General features: G+C 60.9%; 17 protein-coding genes. All 17 read right to left on the bottom strand.

Translation table 11 applies throughout. The features are described from left to right. Positions 1–24: 24 nt before the first annotated feature. Entirely contained in the window at positions 25–762 is a 738-nt protein-coding gene (locus tag D882_RS0105640; protein ID WP_027922337.1) for a cephalosporin hydroxylase family protein, read from the bottom strand. A 17-nt stretch (positions 763–779) separates the two neighbouring features. Next, on the bottom strand, positions 780–1,850 hold the full coding sequence (locus D882_RS0105635) for a class I SAM-dependent methyltransferase (RefSeq protein WP_027922336.1): 1,071 nt from the start codon (positions 1,848–1,850) through the stop codon (positions 780–782). After that, the gene (locus tag D882_RS0105630) at positions 1,840–2,697 is read right to left on the bottom strand and encodes an NAD(P)-dependent oxidoreductase (protein WP_027922335.1); all 858 of its coding nucleotides are present in this window, start codon (positions 2,695–2,697) and stop codon (positions 1,840–1,842) included. The genes D882_RS0105635 and D882_RS0105630 overlap by 11 nt, the downstream gene beginning before the upstream one ends. Then, positions 2,694–3,920, bottom strand: coding sequence for a class I SAM-dependent methyltransferase (locus D882_RS0105625; RefSeq protein ID WP_027922334.1), 1,227 nt, complete (start codon positions 3,918–3,920; stop codon positions 2,694–2,696). Before D882_RS0105625 ends, D882_RS0105630 begins: the two co-directional genes overlap by 4 nt. After that, positions 3,917–4,477: a dTDP-4-dehydrorhamnose 3,5-epimerase family protein gene (locus tag D882_RS0105620; protein ID WP_027922333.1), complete on the bottom strand. Its 561-nt coding sequence runs from the start codon at positions 4,475–4,477 to the stop codon at positions 3,917–3,919. Before D882_RS0105620 ends, D882_RS0105625 begins: the two co-directional genes overlap by 4 nt. Further along, positions 4,474–5,556, bottom strand: coding sequence for a CDP-glucose 4,6-dehydratase (rfbG, locus tag D882_RS0105615; RefSeq protein WP_027922332.1), 1,083 nt, complete (start codon positions 5,554–5,556; stop codon positions 4,474–4,476). Before rfbG ends, D882_RS0105620 begins: the two co-directional genes overlap by 4 nt. Further along, positions 5,538–6,311: a glucose-1-phosphate cytidylyltransferase gene (rfbF, locus tag D882_RS0105610; protein ID WP_027922331.1), complete on the bottom strand. Its 774-nt coding sequence runs from the start codon at positions 6,309–6,311 to the stop codon at positions 5,538–5,540. The genes rfbG and rfbF overlap by 19 nt, the downstream gene beginning before the upstream one ends. A gap of 981 nt (positions 6,312–7,292) precedes the next feature. Next, positions 7,293–10,865: a glycosyltransferase gene (locus D882_RS0105600; RefSeq protein WP_027922330.1), complete on the bottom strand. Its 3,573-nt coding sequence runs from the start codon at positions 10,863–10,865 to the stop codon at positions 7,293–7,295. 93 nt (positions 10,866–10,958) lie between these two features. Further along, positions 10,959–12,524 (bottom strand): flagellar hook-associated protein 3, encoded by a 1,566-nt coding sequence (locus D882_RS0105595; RefSeq protein WP_027922329.1) that lies wholly within the window; start codon positions 12,522–12,524, stop codon positions 10,959–10,961. A 13-nt stretch (positions 12,525–12,537) separates the two neighbouring features. After that, complete coding sequence (gene flgK / locus D882_RS0105590; protein WP_027922328.1) at positions 12,538–14,604, bottom strand: flagellar hook-associated protein FlgK; 2,067 nt, start codon at positions 14,602–14,604, stop codon at positions 12,538–12,540. Between the two features lie 23 nt (positions 14,605–14,627). Next, on the bottom strand, positions 14,628–15,923 hold the full coding sequence (gene flgJ / locus D882_RS0105585; protein WP_027922327.1) for a flagellar assembly peptidoglycan hydrolase FlgJ: 1,296 nt from the start codon (positions 15,921–15,923) through the stop codon (positions 14,628–14,630). Positions 15,924–15,934: 11 nt separating this feature from the next. Next, on the bottom strand, positions 15,935–17,023 hold the full coding sequence (locus D882_RS0105580) for a flagellar basal body P-ring protein FlgI (RefSeq protein WP_032833447.1): 1,089 nt from the start codon (positions 17,021–17,023) through the stop codon (positions 15,935–15,937). A gap of 27 nt (positions 17,024–17,050) precedes the next feature. Then, on the bottom strand, positions 17,051–17,746 hold the full coding sequence (flgH, locus tag D882_RS0105575; protein ID WP_027922325.1) for a flagellar basal body L-ring protein FlgH: 696 nt from the start codon (positions 17,744–17,746) through the stop codon (positions 17,051–17,053). Positions 17,747–17,798: 52 nt separating this feature from the next. Then, a complete protein-coding gene (gene flgG / locus D882_RS0105570) occupies positions 17,799–18,584 on the bottom strand; it encodes a flagellar basal-body rod protein FlgG (RefSeq protein ID WP_027922324.1) in 786 nt (261 codons plus the stop codon). Between the two features lie 45 nt (positions 18,585–18,629). Continuing rightward, entirely contained in the window at positions 18,630–19,370 is a 741-nt protein-coding gene (locus tag D882_RS0105565) for a flagellar basal body rod protein FlgF (protein WP_010457018.1), read from the bottom strand. 212 nt (positions 19,371–19,582) lie between these two features. Then, a complete protein-coding gene (locus D882_RS0105560; protein ID WP_027922323.1) occupies positions 19,583–20,179 on the bottom strand; it encodes a cytochrome c3 family protein in 597 nt (198 codons plus the stop codon). 9 nt (positions 20,180–20,188) lie between these two features. After that, the gene (locus D882_RS0105555) at positions 20,189–20,680 is read right to left on the bottom strand and encodes a nitrate reductase cytochrome c-type subunit (RefSeq protein WP_027922322.1); all 492 of its coding nucleotides are present in this window, start codon (positions 20,678–20,680) and stop codon (positions 20,189–20,191) included. Between the last annotated feature and the right edge of the window lie 9 nt (positions 20,681–20,689).

The following is a 20,689-nucleotide window of genomic DNA, read 5'->3' as shown; positions in this document are numbered from 1 at the left end:
AACCTACATTCAATTCAAAAGTGATTAACGAACGCGACGCAGATAGCCATCCGGCGCCACGGTGATCAGCAGCTTGTTCTGCAACTGACGGTCGATTTCGAAGTCAGCGTTTTCTTCCAGGTATTTCCACACGGCGGTCTTCGGGTTGTCGCCCGGGCCCCATGGACGATCCGGGAAGAAATCGGCCGGCATGTCCTCAACCACGGTGTCCATAACCACGCAATAGCTGTCTACCGACACCAGCGGCGCGTACAGACGCAGCTCTTCCAGTACGTGATCGTGGGTGTGGTTGGAGTCGAGTACGAGGATGACTTTCTTGCCTTCGGCGGCAGCGCGGACTTGTGCGGCGATCGCCTCGTCGATGCTCGAGCCTTCGATCATTTTGATGCGCTTGCTCATCGGGTGGCTTTCGATGGCTTCGCGGTTGTGCGGGCGAATGTCGAGGTCGATGCCCAGCACTTCGCCGTGGCCTTGCAGCTCCAGCAACGAGGCGTAGTAGATGATCGAACCGCCGTGGGCGATGCCGCATTCAATCACCAGGTCGGGTTTGACCTGCCAGATGATTTCCTGCATCGCCATCATGTCTTGCGGCAGCTGGATGATCGGACGGCCCATCCACGAGAAGTGGTAGCTGTACTTGTGCTTGGCCGACTGGTTGAAGAAATCCTGGGCCAGACCGGTGAGTTTCTGGTCGTCGCCCTGAGCGGCGATTTGTTCTGCGCACTCGGCTTCGAAGGCTTTATTGATGGTGTTGTCAGTCATTTTTCTAATCTCAATAGTCACTGGAACGAAGCGCTGTCGACGGCGTGATAGACGTAGCGTCCATCGGTCATCCGCTTGATTTCTTCGAGGTAGTTGGAATTCATTACAAACAGGTGGGCGCCTTCGGGCAGCGCGTCCATGGCCTCTTGCGGCGAGGACACACGCACACCGCTCAGGGGCAGATAACGGCCCTGCTTCGCCGGGTTGATGTCAACCACGCGATCCACTGCCACACCGGCCCTTTGCAGGAACAGCGAATAGATCACGCCTTTGGACGATGCGCCCCAGATCGCCGAACCGTGCTCGGGTGCGTCCTGGATAATCTGTACCGCACGCGCAAGGCTTGCGGTGAAGCCGTCAGGCAGCGCCAGGCGTGGCACCGGTTGTTCCGGGGTCAGGCGCAAGGTCGCCAGGTCGGCAACGATGTACAGGTACTGGCCGCCGAACAGGTGCCCGGCCTCGTGCACGGTGCCGAACATCCGGCGCAGGTCATCGAGGCGGAAGTAATTGACGTGCTCGTAGAACAGGTCGAACCAGGCTTTGTGCTCGAGGATCCAGTCGAAGCACGGCACTTCGATGTAGATCTGCCCGCCCTGATTGGCGTCGGCGATCTCGGCAAGAAAACTCACCGGGTCCTGAATGTGTTCCAGCACATGGCGCAGCACGATGGCATCCGCCGCCAGGCCTAGGCCACGGGTGAACGGTGCTTTGATCACGTCGGCATTGTCGCCTTCGTAGGCCGGGTCGATGCCGGTGATGGCGTAACCCAGCCCTTTGAGCAGTTCGAGGAAGTAGCCCTTGCCGCAGCCGACTTCGATCAGTTCCCGGCCCTTGAAGTGGCGGGCAATGATGCCTTCGACATCGCCCAGGTGCTTCTGGAACTGGCCCGAATGCGCCTGCTCGTTCTGGTAGTCGGCGTCGTAGCTGAGCTTGTCGGCATCGAAGGCCTGGTTGAAGATCAACCCGCTCTTTTCATCCTGTACCAGGACCATGTCGGCACACGCCGAAGCCTTGGCCGACGCGGGGTCGGCAAAGGTGCGGTTTTGCAACACCGGCAGGTCGGCGACCCGATACAACTCATGCCTCATGCTCTGCTCCCAGTAGCTGTTGCAAACGGTCCGCCACGCCCCAGAACGCCATCGGTTCGTGGGTCGGATATGGGTAGTGACCGAGGTTCAAATGGATCGACGCGCCGCGCTCACGCAGCCGCTGTTCGACCAGCGCCCGCACCGAAACCGGCTGGCCGCTGGCGCAATTGATCACGCCATCGAATTCACGCTGTTGCACGATGGCGGCGAGGTAACCGGCCGCGGTTTCAATCGCCAGGTAATCGCGCAATTGCTCACCGGCCGACATGTTGAAGCTGTCATCGCCAGCGTCGATGGCGCGGTCCAGCGCGGCGAGCAAACTGTTCGGGTTTTGCCCTTCGCCATGCAGGTAAAACAACCGCGCCCATTGCAGGGTGAACGGTTGAACCCGCTGCAGGTTTTGCAGAAACAGGCGCAGTGTATTTTTTGCCAACCCGTACGGATTGCTCGGCTGCGGCGCGGTGTGCTCGCTGAGCGGACCGCTTTGCATGCCGTATTCGAAACAGGTGCCAGTGACCAAGACTTGGGAGACGCCCGCCTCGACCGCGCCCTTGATGAACCGGTAGTCGGCCATCAAGTTGTGTTCGAAGTGGAACAGCGCCCGATAGTTCGGCAACCCTGGCCAGGCCAGATGCACCAGCGCGTCGACGCCATCGGTCAATGCGGCGATGTTCAGATCCTCGGCATGAATATCCGTCGCAACGAATTCCACTGCATTGATCCACGGCATGGTCGCGGCAGTCTCGGCATTGCGCGCCACGGCGCGGACTTCGCAGCCACGGGCGAGCAAGGCGTCGACCAGATGACGGCCGACAAACCCGGTGGCGCCGGTCACGAGCACTTTCACAGCACGGTCAACTCAGGCACGGCGATCACGAAACGGCCATCCCACTGACGCACCTGCGCCAGTTGCTGACTGACTTCGGTCAGCAGGTTCCACGGCAGCACCAGGACGTAATCGGGTTTCTCGAGGTCGATCTGTGCCGGCGAGACAATCGGAATGCGACTGCCCGGCAAATACTTGCCCTGCTTGTGCGGGTTGGCATCGGCCACCCACGCCAGCAAATCCGGTTTGACTCCGGCGTAGTTGAGCAAGGTGTTGCCCTTGGCCGCCGCGCCGTAACCGACCACACGCTTGCCGTCGGCCTTGGCCTGCAGCAGGAAGCGCAGCAGTTCGTGTTTGATCCGTTCGGCGGCGGGTGCGAGGGTCGCGTAGTACTCGGTGGTTTTTACCCCGGCGGCGAGTTCGGCCTGCAACTGCTGTTGAACGGCTGGTTGTACCGGACGACGTACACCATCGGCACGCTGGACGAAAACCCGCAGCGAACCGCCATGGGTCGACAGCTGACTGACGTCGAACACTTCTAGTCCATTGCGCTTGCACAAGGTCTGCACGGCGGTCAGCGACAGGTAGGAATAATGCTCGTGATACAGCGTGTCGAACTGCTGGCCGGCCATCAACGTCAGCAGTTGCGGAAACTCGAACGTCGCCACCCCGGTCGGCTTGAGCAGGGTCGCAAAACCACCGAGGAAATCATTGATGTCCGGAACGTGGGCCAACACGTTGTTGGCAGCCATCAGGTCGGCGGACCAGCCTTCGCTGACCAATTGCGCGGCCGTATCGCGACCGAAAAACAGTTCACGAATCTCCAGGCCTTTGTCCCGCGCCGCTTGTGCGGTGCTGCGGGTCGGCTCGACACCCAGGCACGGAATGCCGCGTCCGGCGACGTACTGCAACAGGTAACCGTCGTTGGCAGCGATTTCCACCACGCGGCTGTCAGCGGTCAGGCCGAAGCGCTCGGTCATCTCGGCGACGTAACGCTCGGCATGGGCCAGCCAGGTGCTGGAGAACGAACTGAAATACGCATACTCGGCGTCGAACAGGCTGTCGGCGCTGGTGTAATCCTCGGTCTGCACCAGCCAGCATTGCTGACACACCGCCACCTTGAGCGGCACCCATTGCTCGGCTTGCTCCAGCTGATCGGCGCGCACATAAGCGTTGGACGGCGGCGAGGTGCCGAGGTCGATCAGCGGCAAGGCCAGGGAAGTCCCGCAACCACGGCAATTCATACACGCACTCCAGCGAAGTGGTCATCAAGCAAGGGATGGCTGGAATCCCGCGCCGACAGATTATTGACAGGCAACGGCCAGGCAATCGCCAGCCGTGGATCGTTCACGCTCAAACCACCCTCATGCACTGGCGTGTAATCCGCGCTGTGCAGGTAGAGCAATTCGGCATCGTCGCTCAGGGTCTGGAAACCGTGGGCGAAGCCGGCCGGGATCAGCAGGCTGCGACCGTCACCGGCGCGCAGGTACTCGGCGTGCCAGTGCAGGAAGGTCGCGGAATCGGGGCGCAAATCCACCGCTACGTCCCAGACTTCGCCGCGCAGGCAGGTGATCAATTTGGCTTCCGGCGCGCTCGCGTTTTGATAATGCAGGCCACGCACACTGCCCCGCTCACGGGTGCAGGAATGGTTGATCTGACGGATATGAAACGGCTCGCCGAAGGCGCTCAGGCTGCCTTCACAGAACAGACGGGCGAAGTGTCCGCGCTCATCCTCGAAGCGTTTGTGCTGCACGCTGAACAGACCGGCCAGCGGCAATGGCGTTATCGAAAACTCGCTCACAACGCGCCTCGGTACAGGTTCAACTGGCCCAAAGTGATGGCGCGCATGTCGTCGCCGTTTTGCCAGGCCAGGTGCCAATCCAGCGTCTGGGTCAGGCACTGTTGCAACGACCAGCGCGGCTGCCACGCCAACAGTTGACGGGCGCGGCTGCTGTCCAGGCGCAACAGGCCGGCTTCATGCAACTCACTCGGTTCGATGCGCAGGCCGCGGGCTTGTGGCCAGCGGTTGGCGAGCAATTCGACGACTTCGCCGACGCTGCACATGTCCGCTTCACTCGGGCCGAAGTTCCACGCACCGGCAAACTCGGGGCCTTGTTCATACAGGCCGGCCGCCAGTTGCAGGTAACCGGCCAGCGGTTCCAGCGCGTGCTGCCACGGGCGCACGGCTTGCGGGTAACGCAGGGTCACCGGTTCGTCGGCGGACCAGGCCTTGAGCACATCGGGAATCAACCGCTCAGGTGCAAAATCACCGCCACCCAGTACGTTGCCGGCGCGGGCGGTGGCGAGGGCCAGACCGTGCTCGGCGTACTTTTCAGCCGGGAAGAACGACGCCGCGTAAGACTGCGCCAGCAACTCGCAGCAGGCTTTGCTGCTGCTGTACGGGTCGTGGCCACCGAGGGCTTCGTTTTCGCGGTACGGCCACAGCCATTCCTGATTGGCGTAAACCTTGTCGGTGGTCACTAGCACGCAGGCGCGCACGCCGCCGACCTGGCGGATGGCTTCGAGCAGATTGAGGGTGCCCATGACGTTGCTGGAATAAGTCCCCAACGGGTCGCGATAACCTTCACGCACCAACGGCTGGGCCGCCAGGTGCAAGACGATTTCCGGCTGGGTCTCGGCGATCAGCTCCAGCAATGCGCCGAGGTCACGCAAATCGCCGCGCTGATCGTTGATGCCTTCGTGCACGCGCGCCAGTTCAAACAGGCTCGGTTCGGTGGACGGGTCCAGCGAAAAACCGCTGACCTTGGCACCGAGGCTTTGCAGCCACAACGTCAACCAACTGCCCTTGAAGCCGGTATGGCCGGTCAGCAGAACCCGCTTGCCGCGCCAGAACTCCTGACTCAGTCCCATTGCTTCCATGGGGCCTCCCCGCTCAGCCACAGCTGCTCAAGGTGGTTTTTGTCGCGCAGGGTGTCCATCGGGTGCCAGAAGCCGTCGTGCTGGAACGCTTGCAACTGTTGCTCGTTGGCCAGCGCGGCCAATGGCTCGGCTTCCCAGGAGGTCTGGTCGTCAGCAATATAGGGCAAGACCTTGGGCGACAGTACGAAGAAGCCGCCATTGATCCAGCCGCCGTCACCGCGTGGTTTTTCAATGAAACCTTTGACGCTGTCACCGTCGCGCTCCAGGGCGCCGTAACGTCCCGGTGGCTGCACGGCGGTCACGGTCGCGAGTTTGCCGTGGCTCAGGTGGAAGTCCACCAACGCGCCGATGTTCAGGTCCGAGACGCCGTCGCCGTAGGTGAAGCAGAACGCTTGTTCGCCTTCCAGGTAACGGGCGGCGCGACGCAGGCGGCCACCGGTCATGGTGTCTTCGCCGGTGTCGATCAGGGTCACGCGCCACGGTTCGCTGTAGTTCTGGTGAACGTCCATGCGGTTGTTGGACATGTCGAACGTGACGTCGGAGGTGTGCAGGAAGTAGTTGGCGAAGAAATCCTTGATCGCGTAGCCCTTGTAGCCAAGGCAGATCACGAAGTCGTGAATGCCGTGGGCGGAGTACTGTTTCATGATGTGCCAAAGAATTGGCTTGCCGCCGATTTCGATCATTGGCTTGGGCTTGAGATGCGACTCTTCGCTGATCCGCGTACCGAGACCACCCGCCAGAATTACTGCCTTCATCGCTGTCCTCTTGCTCTTCGCGCGGTTTGGCCAGCCCCGCTAGGGTTGGCGAACCGTCAGATGCACATCATTAACCCGCAGCCACTGGGGCCTTCACGCCTGTTGAGGTGAAGGATTTATGGCGATATGTGGGGGACTTGCAGGAAGTGAGCCAATTGCTTGGGGTGGGCGACTGATGGGGTTTGGGTTCTGTGGTTTGGGATTTGCGTGCATATCCATTTCTGCGATAACGGCTGCTGGCGGTTTCGCTCTTACAGCGACTCACTTTTCCAGACGCCGAAAAGTAAGCAAAAGGCTTTGCCCCTCCATTCGGTGCCTCGCTGTGGCTCGGCATGCCCTCACTCCGGCATTGCTCCGGGGGCCCGCCGCCATCGGCCATCCATGGCCGGGGGCGGCTACCGCGGCATCCTTGCCGCGGTGCCCCCTACGCAACGCCTGCGTTCGGCCTCTGGGAAAGGGGCAACAGATCAAGATCAAGATCAACGTCAAAAGCCGAAGCAACGGCAACGACAACGGCAAGATCAACAGCTTCGCGAGCAAGCCCGCTCCCACAGTTGGACTGGGTGCATCCCAGAGAGATTGGTTGGCTGACAGGACGCCATCGCTGGCAAGCCAGGCTCCGACAATAGATCGGTATACCGCCCTTGCTTCTCACCACTCATCAGGCCGAGCGTTAGCTCGCCTTCAGCTTTTGATCTTGATGCACCGCCCCCTCGAGAGGCCGAGTGGAGGTTCTGCGCAGTGGGCAACCCGGCAAGGATGCCGGGTTAGCCGCCCCCGGCCATGGATGGCCGGTGGCGGCGGGCCCACGGAGCAGGACCGGAGCGAGGGCATGCCGAGCCACAGCGAGGCACCGAACGAAAGGGGCAAACGCGCTTTGGTTACTTTGGTCTGGGCCGGCATTCCGGATTTTCCAAAGTGACTCGCTGTAAGAGCGAAACCAATAGAAGCCGTTACCGAAAAACGGATATGTACACCGAATCAGTCCGGCAACCAACCCCACAACCAGTGCTGAAGATTATCCCCGCGCAACATGAAATCCCGATGCACCGCCTCACGTAACTGATCCCCCATGCGATAACTCGCATCCGGATCCGCCAGGTGCATGCGAATCGCCTGCAACCACTCCTCCGTGCTATTGCTCAGAATCTTGGTGCAAGGCAAAAACCCGTCATACGCACGGGTATCCGTGCAAATCACCGGATACCCACAAGCCCCATACTCCAGCAACCGCAAGTTGCTCTTGCAGTCGTTGAAGATATGAAACTCCAACGGCGCCAACGCCAAATCAAGGTTCAGGCTCGCCAGCTTGTACGGATAACTCTGCAGATCGATCGTGCCATGGAACTCATGAATGTACGGACGCAACGCATCCGGACACATGCCGAAGAACACCCACTCCACCTCATTGGCCAACTCCCGAACCACATCGGCAATGATCTCCAGGTCACCGGTGTGACTGGTGCCACCCCCCCAACCAACCCGCGGCTTTTTCGAGGTACGGCGCTGACTGGTCAACGTCGCCCATGGCTCGGGAGGCAACATGTTCGGCACCACACGAATCTCGCTGTGCATGCTCGACAACACATCAGCCAGTGCCTGGGTAGTCACCACCACGCGATCACACAGACCAATACCCTCACGCAACATCTGCTCAGTGTTGGCCGGCTTGTTGCGGGCGTGGCTGTTCTTTTTCGGCGTGCTGACAATGTAGTCATCCAGCTCGAAAATCCGCAGCGCATTGGAGTACTTCTTCATGCGCAGAATGTCGGCCGCCGAACCTTCGCTGTAGCGCCCCTGCAAAATAATGGTGTCCGGCGACAGGCGCTCGATTTCCACCGTCGAAGGCGACTCGTAAGCCACCCGTGAAATGACCCGCCCGGCCGCCTCAAGCTCCGCCAGCGGCGCGGTCACGCGGTAATGCCCGATCGCCGACTCGTTGACCGGCAAGCCGAGAATCAGCGGCAGGTCGCGATGGCAGAACGGATTCCAGTTGTGGCGCAGCGAAGGCTCCAGGCTGAAGCTCGCGACGCCGAGTGTCAGGGCCGGGTTGTACGCCGGATCACGGGAAATCTTCGGCAGCCACTTCAGGTAGAAACTTTCCTGCTCGGCCTGCTGCGCCTGCACATCGACCTGCGTCAGGGCTGGCGCGCTGTCTTCGCCGATCATCACGGTCGCGAACGGCGTCCAGACGATCAGGTAACCGTTTTTATCCGCCTTAAGGCACAGGTCAACACCCCCGAGCCCGAGGCTGAATTCAGCCTCATCCAGCTGACCGAGGCTGTCGAACACCTCTTTGCGCACCATCAGGCAATCACTGCTGACCGCACTCCAGTTCTGCGCCACTTGCAGACGCTGCATGTAGCCACGCGAACTGACGTGCTCGCCGATAAACGGCGAAGTCGCAGGCCCGGCCATGCCCAGGATCAAACCGGCGGAAACAATCGCGCCGTTGGCGTTCATCTGCCGTGCGCCAACCACGCCGACTTCCGGACGCTGAGCATGATTGAGCATTTCGGCGAGCCAGTCACCCGCGTAAATCACGCTGCGCGGGTTGAGCGTCAGCAGGTACTCGCCCCGCGCATGGCTGGCAGCGAAGTTGACCAACGCCGCCTCGCCGGTGCCCCCGTCAAAACGCAGGACGCGCAGCATCGCGGCGCCCAGTTGAGACATCGCGCCCAGCCACTCGGCCATCGCCGCATCACCGCGTCCTTCATCGACAATCAGGATTTCGTACTCGGTGTACGAGGTCTGCTCGATCAGGCTTTCGGTGCAACGCTGCAAAGCGCCCAGCGAAGAGCCCGCGCCTATGATGATCGAGACCACCGGCCGGTGCGCGTGCAGGTAATCGATGCGCTTGAGCAGCGGCAACTCGCCATCGCGAATCCGGTGTTCAAGACCGATGCGGTCGAGGTGCGCGCTGACGACAGCTTCGCTGCCCTCGATCACCTCAGGCAACGACAGCCAATCGGCGTAGGTCTGCGTCGACTCCACCTGAATCTCTGCAATGTGTTCGATGGTGTGCAACCCGGCCTCTTCCACCAGACGCCAGAGCAAATCATGCGGGGCCAATTCGCCGTGAGCCGAATCGAAACCGCCCACCGCCAAAAAGCGCTGACGCTCGAATGCGAGAGTCCGGCCAACGTAGGGGTAGGAACGCATGAGGTCGAGGTTGAAGCCTGGCTTGAACACTGGCTCGGCGGACTCACCTTCCACCAACGCGCCTTCATCGCTGTAGGCGCAGAGCATGCCCGGCGTACCGGCAATGCGCTCGGCCATCACCAGCAACGACGACACGCGCAAGGTGTCGCCGGCACGCAGCAGGTAGAACCAATGCGCGCCTTCCAGTTGCGGTATCACGCCATTGAGCTGGTGCGCCCAGTTGTCCTCAAGCGGCAATTGCAGCACGTTATCGGCGCCATCGAAGTCCGCGTTCGACAGCACCACCACCGCTTGCGGGGCGTACAGTTGCGTGGCGAGGCTGGCCAGCGTGGCGTTCAGGGCGACGCTGTCAGACTCGGTGTCGATGATGATCGGCACCAGGTTCGGACGCATGGCCCAGCGGCTGATCGTACCCGGCATGTGCCGGGTTTCCGCCGGAGTGAATTGGCGGCTCGCCAGCCACTCGCGATAGAACTCGGCGTAGCTGTCGCTGTTTCCGCCCACGCGACCGTTGACCACGGTGTTGCGACTGCCGAGCACGCGCACCACACACAACTCTTCCCACTGGCGCGGCTCTTCAAGGGCCTTTCTCAATTCGACGCAGCGCACCCAGCCCGACGCCGGGGCCGATTCGCCACCGCGCGAGGTCAGCATTTGCATCAGCCATTCCCATTCCTGCACGGCGGCCCGGGTCATTTCCGTGGTCTTGCTCAGGCGTTCCGGGTACAGACGCTCGGTGCTCAGCACGGTGTTCAACACCGCCATGTTGCCGCGGCGCAGCAGGCACACGAACAAGGCGAAATCGAGCATCGCGACAAAACCCGTACCGTCCTGGGTCAGCGCCGGCAACAGTTCCAGCACATCGGCACGGCGCATCAGGGTCGAGCTGAAATTGCCGATGAAGTTCTTCGGCGTGTTCTCGAAAATCGCCAACATGTCATCGCCCTTGAGCAATGCATCAAGGGGCGAAAAACGGCAGTTATCGATGCGGGGCGGCAAGATGAAATTGTTCGCGTCGCTCATCATGCGCAGGCCGCACACCAGGGTGGCCTCGGGATAGTCGATCAGCGCCTGGGCTTGCATCGCGATGCTCGGCGTGAACAGCCGGTCATCATCGCACAGCACTTTGATGAACTCGCCGCGTGCTTCGTTGACGCAACGCAGCACGTTTTTTGACAGGCCCAGACGCTTGGGGTTACGCAGGTAACGAACAGGGTGAGCAGGGTCGGCAAACGATTTGACGATTTTGTGGATCTCGTCAGAAGACGAATCGTCACAGACGACGATTTCAACGTTCTCATAGCTTTGAGCGAGCGAGCTTTCCAGCGCCTGACTGAAGAAGCGCGGGTTGAAGGCGGGGATGACGATGCTGACTAGAGGGCGTTGATTCACGACAGAACTCTCGAGCGGCGAGCCTCTGCCCTTTCAGGCAGAGGCTGCGGAACCGCTTAGGAAAAGACGGTTGGTAGCTCGACAGACACAGACTCAGATCTTGTTGAACAAGCCCAGCTGAGCAATCTTGCTGAAGGCCAGTTGCGACGCTTGCAACATGGTTTGCTGCAAGGTCAGGCGGGTCATGACTTCGGCCGGATCGGAATCGCGGATTGCCGACTGGGTCTGGGTGTTGGCCAGGACCAGGCTCTGGTTGGTCTCGCTCTGGGTGTCCAGGGCGGAACCGCGACCACCCACCGAACTCAGAGAGGTCGACAACTGATCGGCGCCGCTCGCCAGGTTGCCGATGCCCGAAGCCAGTGCGGCCTGAAACTTCTGGATCGCGATCGGGTTGCCACTGATTGGTGTGTTCAGTGCGGTTTTCAGCTGGTTCACGGTGTCCAGAATGTTCTGGGTTTCGTGGGTGTTGACCGCCACGCTGAACTGATCACCCGCGCCCGGCGTACCGGCCAGGGTGAAGCTCACGCCCGAGGCCGTGGCGACGCCGGCAACCACAGTGCCGGAAGAAACCGGCTGGCTGTTAGGCGTCAACGGTGCGGCATACAGGTCGAACGCGGTGGCGCTGGTGAATTTCATCACCGCCGAACCGGTCGGGAAACTGGCGTGGTAATTCGCCGGGTTGGTGATGTTGCTGGCAGTGACCTGAGTCGCGGTCGGGTTACCCGGGCTGCGCGTCGCGGTGAAGGTGTCAGGCTTGGCCGCCAGGGTAAAGGTGTGGCCCGGCAGCACGGCGGCAGCGGTATCACCGGCCGCCAGGTTGATGTTCAGGTTCAGGTCGACACCACGGAACGACACGGTCTGGCCGGTTTTCGTGGTCGGGTCGAACGCACCGCCCTGACTTGCTTCAGCGGTCACATCGTTGCCGCCCGAATCGGTGATTTTCAACTGGGTGCCGCTGACGAAATCGACGGTGTACGGCTCGCCTGCGCGGAACTTGTTGTTGTAGGTGACGCCCGACGACACCTGACCGTTGGACAGGACCACACGACCGTCATCCACCGCCGGTGCGGTCATGGTGACCTGGCTGCGGCTGGTGTTGATCGCCTGCTGGAACACTTCCCAACCGGTGCTGTTGGTGGCCATCGACATGGTGTCGCCGACCGCCAGGTCAAGCGTTACCTGATCACCGTTGTAGCTGTAGGTGCCGTCGGCGTTTTGCGTGAACGGAACGGTGTCGCCCTTGGAACCGGCGAAGATGTACTTGCCGTTCTCGTCCTTGCTGTTCATCAGGCTCAGCAACTGACCTTCGATCTCGCCCAGCTCCGAAGCGTTGGCTTGACGGTCGGCGTCGGTGTAACCGGCGTTGCCGGCACCGATGGCCAGTTCCTGGGCGCGCTGCAGCACGTTGGTGATGCTGGTCATGACCGACTCGGTCTGGCCCAGGGTCGCCTTGAGGGTGTTGGTGTTGGCTTTGTACTGATCAAGCATCGAAGCCTGTTGACCCAGTTGCAGCAGGCGCGAGGCACCGACCGGATCATCGGCCGCAGTGTTGACGCGAACCAGGCTGCTCGCCTCTTCGCTGCTCTTGACCACGTTGGAGAAGTTCTTCTGATAGTTGGCAGCAGAGGACTCGTAAAACTGGGCGGTAGAAATGCGCATGGGCTACGACTCCTTAAAGACTGTTGATCAGTGTGCTGAAGATTTCTTGCGCAGCCTTGATGATCTGCGAAGAGGCGGTGTAGTACTGCTGGTATTTGACCAGGTTGCCGGTTTCCTCATCGAGGTCGACACCGGACAGCGAGTCGCGGGCATTCTTGGCGTTGTCCAGAATGGCGCCGGTCGCCGCGCTGTCGAGCTTGCCCTGCGCCGCCTTGGCGCCAACACCCTCGACCAGTTTGCCGTAGGCGTCGGTCAGGGAAATACCCTTGCTGGCGGTACCGGTGTCCACTACCTGCTTGGTCTGCAAGCCGGCCAGTGCAGTGCCGTTACGGTTGTCCAGGGTGCCTGGCTGCGCGATGTTGATATCAATCGCAGTGCCTGTGCCTGGCGAACCGGCCACGGTCATGTCGAAGCTGACGGTACGCTGCACGGCGGGCGGGCCCGGGTCCATGATCGGCGCACCCGTGCCGTCCTTGAGAGGCACGGTCAGGTTCAGGGTGTTGTTCTGGTTCGGCTTGATGGTGCCAGTGCTGATCTGCACGCCTTTGGCATCGAGCAACTGGTAAGGCTGGCTGGAACCGTCGGCCGCTGCGGCACCGAACACCACTTTGACCGGCATGGAGGTGTTCATGCCGTTCTGGATAAGGGTGGTCGTGGCCGTGTCGTAGATATCGAACTTCGTGGTCAGGGTTGGCTGACCGCTGGACGAGATGGTCAGGGTGCCGCTGCCGCCCGGCGCAATCGCCGCGCTCAACGGTGCCGCAATGGCCAGACGCTTGGAGTCGGTCATCTCGGTCTTGATGTTCGTCGCCGCGTTGCGGGTCGGCGTGATCTTGAACGTGTCACCGGCCGCAGCCCCCCCACCGCTGAGCTTCAACGAGAAACCGTCAATCACCGGCGGCGGCGTGGTCAGGGTGCTGAAAGCGCCCATCGCTGTACCTTCCGGCAGGCGCTGCACGGTGTAGTTGGTGGCGCTGGTGAAGGTGACTTTGTAATCGTTGATGGTCAGCTTGCCGCTGTCCTCGATGCTGACATCGAAGTTGCCGGAACCGGCGCTGTTGCCAACGGTGGCCACACTGCGGTCGGCCATCTGTGCGGCGCTGTTGATGCTGTTGAACAGGTTCGAACCGAACGCACCGTTCTTGTCGATGCCTTGGGCCTGAAGGCTGTTCATCTGGTCGGCAACGACCAGGGCTACGCGGCCCAGTTCGTTCATGGCCGGGTCCAGCACGGTGCTGCGATAGCGCAGCAGACCGCCCATCTCGCCACCGGTCATTACCGAAGTAATGTCGACGGTGCTCGAACCACGATTGAGCTGAATGCCCATGCGCGATGGATCGGCCTGGCTCGGCACCACTTGCAGAGTGCTGGCGGTGCCGCCCATGACCAGCGGCTGACCGCTGCCCAGGTACACATCAAGGTTACCGTCGCGTTCGATGACTTGTGCGCCGGTGAACGTGGAGAGCTGACGCACGGTTTCGTTGCGCGCGTCGAGCAGCTCGTTCGGCATGCCGCCGGCCTTGGAAACTTCGGAAATCTTCTGGTTCAACTGCGCCACGGTGGCGGCGAGTTTGTTGACCTGATCGGCCATGTTCGTCAGGTTGCCGTTGATGTTCGCGTTCTGCGCGGTCAACTGGGCGGACACTGAGTTGAAACGGTTGCTCAAGGCCTGGGCATCGCTGAGCAGCAACTGACGGGACGCATCGTCACCCGGCTTGGCGTTGACGTTCTGCACCGAGGCGAAGAACTTGGTCAGCGCGCCGTTGAGGCCGGTGCCGCTGTCCGACAGCAAGGCGTCGAGCGGGCTGATCTGCCCGGCGTAGGCGGCCGCGTCGCTGTTGAGCGAGGTGGTGGTCTGCAATTGCGCATCGAGGTAGCTGTTGTAGACGCGACGCACATCGGCCAGGGTCGTGCCGGTGCCGATGTAGACGTTGCCGAACTGATTCGAGGCTTTGGTGCCCTGCACGGTTTGCTGGCGTGAATAACCGGCGGTGTCGGCGTTGGCAATGTTATTGCCGGTAGTCATCAACGAGGATTGGCCAGCGGCCAGACCCGACATCCCGATATTGAGCAAACTCATGGTTCAGACCTTATGCCTTGTGCCTATAGAGGCGTGGTGGAAGCGCCCGCCGCAGCGTAGTTTTGGTAACTCGTCATCTGTTTGGCTATCTGCGAGATCTTGCTTGCGTAATCCGGGTCGGTTGCATACCCGGCTTTCTGCAACTCGCGTACAAACTGTTCTGGGTTATCGGCCGACTTCACAACATCTTGATAGCGATTATTGGTTTGCAGCAACGTCACGAGGTCGTGGAAGCTGTCTTTGTACGAGTCGTAGGAACGGAACTCGGCCGTCTCCTTGACCCTCTCGCCGTTGCGGAATTCGCTGGTGATGGCCCGCGCCGAATCGCCCTTCCAACTGGTGCCGGCCTTGATGCCGAACAGGTTGTGGCTACTGCTGCCATCCTGGGCACGCATGACCGATTTACCCCAACCGGTTTCCAGTGCGGCCTGAGCCACCAGGTAGCGAGGATCGACACCGATGCGCTCGGCGGCTTCCTTGGCCATCGGCAGCATGGTGTTGACGAATTCGTCGGCGGAGCTGAAGGCTTTCTTCGGCGGCGCGAGAGGAATCTGCGCCATCGCACGTCCGTAAATCTGCATCTGCCCGCTGGACTTATTGTCCGTTTGCGAGGCCAGCCAATCGCCGTTGAACAGCGGGCCGGCACCGGTCGTGGCCGTCGTCGTGGCACGCTCTGGCAACAGGGTTTTGTTCGGCGTCGCAGCAGCAGTCGTGGTGGCTGAAGGCACCAGACCGGCGAGCAAGCGATCCGCCAGTTTCGGCGGCAAGGCCAGACGGCGCTGATTAATCAGCTCCATGTCATTGCGATGCGTGCCCTCGCCTGTCGGCGCTTTCACCGAACGCGAAGCCCACAACGGACGCTGGCCATTGAGCCGCGATAGCGGACCGTCAGTGGCCACGGTGCCGGCCGCAATCGGCGTTGGCACGGCCGCTTTCGCCGCTTCCTGCTTGGCTGCGGACAGGGCCGCCGCCTCGCCTGGCGCGAGCGGTTTGTTCTTCGACATCTGCCGCATCAGCACGTCCGCCAGACCAATACCACCGCCTTCGCGGGACATGGAAATGGCCAACTGCTGGTCGTACATTTCCTGGTACTGTTTGGCCGCCGGCGTATTGAGCGGGTTGTCCTTGCCCAGCGCTTCGGTGGCCGAACGCATGGACTTGAGCATCTCACCGAGGAACAGCGATTCGAACTCCTGCGCCACCTTGCGCATGTTGCCGTCGCTGTTCTTGTCGCCCACCTTGAGCTGGTTCAAACGATTCAAGTCCGAATAGGAGCCGGAGTCGCTGCTGCTGACCAGACCGCTCTTGCGCATATCCATGACAGCCGTCCTCAGATCACGATCAGGTCGGCTTGCAATGCGCCAGCCTGTTTCAGTGCTTCGAGGATCGCCATCAAGTCGCCCGGCGCCGCGCCGACCTGGTTCACCGCACGGACGATTTCGTCGAGGGTGGTGCCCGGGCCGAACTTGAACATCGGCTTGGCTTCTTGCTGTGCGTTAACCCGCGAGCGCGGCACGACGGCCGTCTGACCGTTGGACAGAGGGCCGGGCTGGCTGACAATCGGGTCTTCGGTGATGGTCACGGTCAGGCTGCCGTGGGTTACGGCGGCTGGTGACACCTTGACGTTCTGGCCGATCACGATGGTGCCGGTACGCGAGTTGATGATGACTTTCGCCACCGCCTGACCCGGATCGACTTCAAGGTTTTCCAGGATCGACAGGTAGTCGACACGCTGGCTCGGATCTAGCGGCGCGCTGACGCGAATCGAACCGCCGTCAATGGCCTGGGCAACGCCCGGGCCGAGCATGTTGTTGATCTTGTCGACAATGCGTTTGGCGGTGGTGAAGTCCGAACGGTTGAGGTTCAGCGTCAGGCTGTTGCCCTGGTTGAAACCGCTCGGCACCGAACGCTCGACCGACGCACCGCCGGGGATACGACCGGCCGACGGAACGTTGACGGTGATCTTCGAACCGTCACGACCTTCAGCATCAAAACCACCGACCACCAGGTTGCCCTGAGCGACGGCGTAGACGTTGCCGTCGATACCTTTGAGCGGAGTCAGCAGCAAGGTGCCGCCGCGCAGGCTTTTGGAGTTACCGATGGAGGACACGGTGATATCGACCTGCTGACCCGGCTTGGCAAACGCCGGCAAATCGGCACTGATCGAGACCGCTGCAACGTTCTTCAACTGCACGTTGCCCGAACCCGGCGGCACCTTGATGCCGAACTGCGAGAGCATGTTATTGAAGGTCTGCAGGGTGAAAGGCGTCTGCGTCGTCTGGTCACCGGTGCCGTTAAGCCCGACCACCAGGCCGTAGCCGATCAATTGGTTGGAACGCACGCCAGAAATACTGGCGATATCCTTCAGCCGCTCGGCCTGCGCGTTGAACGCGGCAGACAGCATCAGGGCGGCCACCATGAGGTGTTTAAGATTCAAACTGGCCACCTAGAAAGGGAACAGCGGGCTGAGGAAGAAACGGTCGAACCAGCCTGGCTGACTCGCATCGGCAAACGAACCGGTGCCCGAGTAGGTGATGCGTGCATCGGCGACGCGGGTCGACGACACGGTGTTGTCGGTGGCGATGTCATCGGCGCGCACCAGGCCGGCAATCCGCACCAGCTCATCGCCGGTGTTGAGGGTCATCCACTTCTCGCCGCGTACCGCGATGATGCCGTTGGGCAGCACATCAGCCACGGTGACAGTGATCGAGCCGGTCAGGGTGTTGCCCTGCGCGGCCTTGCTGTCGCCCTTGGTCGCGCGGTCGCCTTCATAGCTGGCGCTCAGGTTCAGGTCGCCACTGCCAAACGGGTTGTTGGTGTTGGGCGAGGAGCCGAACAACGAGGTCAGGCCGATGCCTGTCTTGCTGTTCTTGTCGATTTGCGAGTTGGCGTTTTTGCTCGCCTGGGTCTTCTCGTTCAGGGTAATGGTGATGATGTCACCGATCCGGAACGCCTTGCGGTCGCTGTACAGGTTCTGTTCAAAACCGGCCTGATAAATCGAGCCATTGTTCGCGGCAGCCGGCAACGGCGTGCGCGGCAACACCGGCGCGTAATACGGGTCATTGGGCTTGGGCGTCGTTGGAACGCAGCCTGCGAGCACAACAGCCCCACTCAGTGCCAGAACAGATACAAAGCGATTCATGACCCTACCTCACGGTGTTGCAGGCGACCTCATGGTCGCCTCATAGACTTGATTACAGATTCTGCGTTACGAACGAGAGCATCTGGTCGGCGGTGGAGATCACCTTGGAGTTCATCTCGTAGGCGCGCTGAGTGGTGATCATGTTGACCATCTCTTCAACGGTGCTGACGTTGGACGTTTCCAGGGTGTTCTGCAGCGTGGTGCCGAAACCGTTCAGGCCCGGAGTACCGACTTGCGGTGCGCCGGAAGCAGCGGTTTCCAGGAACAGGTTGTTACCCACGGCCTGCAGACCGGCCGGGTTGATGAAGTCGGCGGTTTGCAGGTTGCCGATCACCTGGTTGGCCGGGTTACCCGGAACGGTGATGGACACGGTGCCGTCGCGACCGACCGTGAAGGTCTGCGCGTCGTTCGGAATCACAATGGCCGGCTCCAGGGCGAAGCCGCTGGCATTCACGATCTGACCGTTGGAATCGAGGTGGAAGGTACCGTCACGGGTGTAGGACGTGGTGCCGTCCGGCTGCAGGATCTGGAAGAAACCGCGACCGTCGACCGCCAGGTCAAGCGGCTGTTCGGTGGTTTGCAGGCTGCCGGCGGTGAAGTTTTTCTGGGTGCCGACGATGCGCACACCGGTACCCACTTGCAGACCCGACGGCAGTTCGCTGTCCTGGGTCGACTGGGCGCCTGGCTGGCGCTTGATCTGATAGAGCAAGTCCTGGAACTCGGCGCGGTCACGTTTGAAACCCGTGGTCGACACGTTGGCCAGGTTGTTGGAAATAGTGGTCAGGTTGGTGTCCTGGGCGGACAGACCTGTTTTGGCAACCCATAGAGCCGGAAGCATTCGATTCTCCTCGTGCGCCTGTTTTACGGCGCGACGTTCTGATAATTAGCTGATCTGCAAGACCCGAGCCATGGCCTGGTCATCGTCTTTGGCGGTGTTCATCATCTTGATGTGCAGCTCGAACTGCTTCGACAAAGCTAACACCGAAGTCATCTCTTCCACGGCGTTGACGTTGCTCGACTCAAGGAACCCGGACACCAGTTTGACGCCGGCGTCGGCTTGCGCCGGCTTGCCGTCCTTGGTGTGGATCGAACCATCCAGGCCTTTGGTCATGTTCTTCAGGTCAGGGTTGACCAGTTTGATGCGGTCGACTTCAGCCATCACACGCGGGCCTTCGCCCATCGCACGGATGCTGATGGTGCCGTCTTCGCCGACTTCGATTTGCTGCTCGGGCGGCACGGCGATCGGACCGCCATTGCCCATCACCGGCATGCCGTTGCCGGCGCGCAGTACGCCGAGGGCGTCCACGTTCAGGCTGCCGGTGCGCACATAGCTTTCAGCGCCATCGGGCGTCTGCACGGCAATCCAGCCGTTGCCTTGCACCGCGACATCGAGGTCACGACCGGTTTCAACCAGCGAACCAGGGGAGAAGTCGGTGGCCGGGCGTTCGGTCATCGCAAACGCACGCGCCGGAAAGCTGTCACCAAACACCGGCATCGAACGGGCCTGTTCCAGGTCCTTCTGAAAACCGTTGGTGGAGATGTTTGCCAGGTTGTTGGCATGAGCCTTCTGCGCCAGTGCATTCTGGCTGGCGCCGGTCATTGCCACATAAAGGTACTTGTCCACACTCTTTCCTCTGCATGCCGGACGTTTGCCGCCCACCGCTGTACTGATGAGCGATAAGCAATTTGCAGACCAACTTTTTTCTGGCGGCGCCGGGCCCGGCAAACAAAGGACTTGAGGGGATTCAGAGGGGAATGGGGGATTGGGTCAAAGTCGAAAAACCGGCGCGGATATGCCGCCAGGCGGCAACGGAGTGAAAGCCAGGGCTGATTCGACTACCAGCCTTTGACCCCGCTCATGTCGGGTAACTTATGGGCGATGCCCTTATGACAGTCGATACAGGTCGCCTGGCCGCTAGCCAGCGACGTGGAGTGCATATTGGCGGCGCGCTTGCCTTGACGGGTGAAGTCCATGAATTCGAAGTTATGGCAATTGCGGCACTCTCGGGAGTCGTTTGCCTTGAGTCGCCCCCACTCGTGCTCGGCCAGTTCACGCCGCATATCGAGAAACTTGTCCCGGGTATCGATCGTTCCGAACACTTTCCCCCACACTTCTTTGGACGCCTGCATCTTGCGGGCAATCTTGTGCGTCCACTCATGGGGGACGTGACAGTCCGGGCAGGTTGCGCGTACGCCAGAGCGATTGGTGTAGTGAATGGTGTCCTGCAACTCGACAAAAACGTTATCGCGCATTTCATGACAGGAAATGCAGAATTTCTCGGTGTTGGTCGCTTCCAGCGCGGTGTTGAACCCCCCCCAGAAAATCACCCCGGCGATAAATCCGCCGAGCGTCAGAAAGCCCAGGCTGTAATGAACACTGGGCCGACGCAAAACCCTCCAATAGTCTTTGAACAGGGCGAGCAAGGATTTCATGGCCTCTCCTTATCGTTTCTGCTGGCCGTTGATTTCGTCTTGCAGCACCTGGTCAATGTTCTTGAAGCTGTTGTTCACCAGTGGCTTAACGTCTGTTTGTGGCACATGACACTGATTGCAGAAATACCGGCGCGGAGAAACCGCGGCCAGCGCCTGACCGTCACGGTCCATGTAGTGAGTGATACTGATCATTGGCGCCTGGGTACGTGCGCTGTTGGCTCGGCTGTGACAGGACAGACACTTATTACTGTTCTTGTCGATGTGATACCCCGCAATGCTGTGGGGAATGGTGGGTGGCTGTTCGGGATAATTGCGCTCACGCTTGAGGTCCTTGTTCTCTTCATCAGCAATCGGTGGCGCCGGCAACTCCTGGGTCAGCGTCCCTCCGATTCGCCGACCATCCGGCGCAGGCGCATCCAGCGGGTAACCGGGCTCTGCCGGGAATGCCGCTGGCATCCATAGCAGCAGCGCGGCAAGCAAGGACAGCGAACGACGCTTCATCTGAGCTCT

The organism is Pseudomonas sp. URMO17WK12:I12 (assembly GCF_000514395.1).
Lineage (GTDB): Bacteria > Pseudomonadota > Gammaproteobacteria > Pseudomonadales > Pseudomonadaceae > Aquipseudomonas > Aquipseudomonas mucoides.
This window is presented reverse-complemented; position numbering and strand designations above follow the sequence as displayed.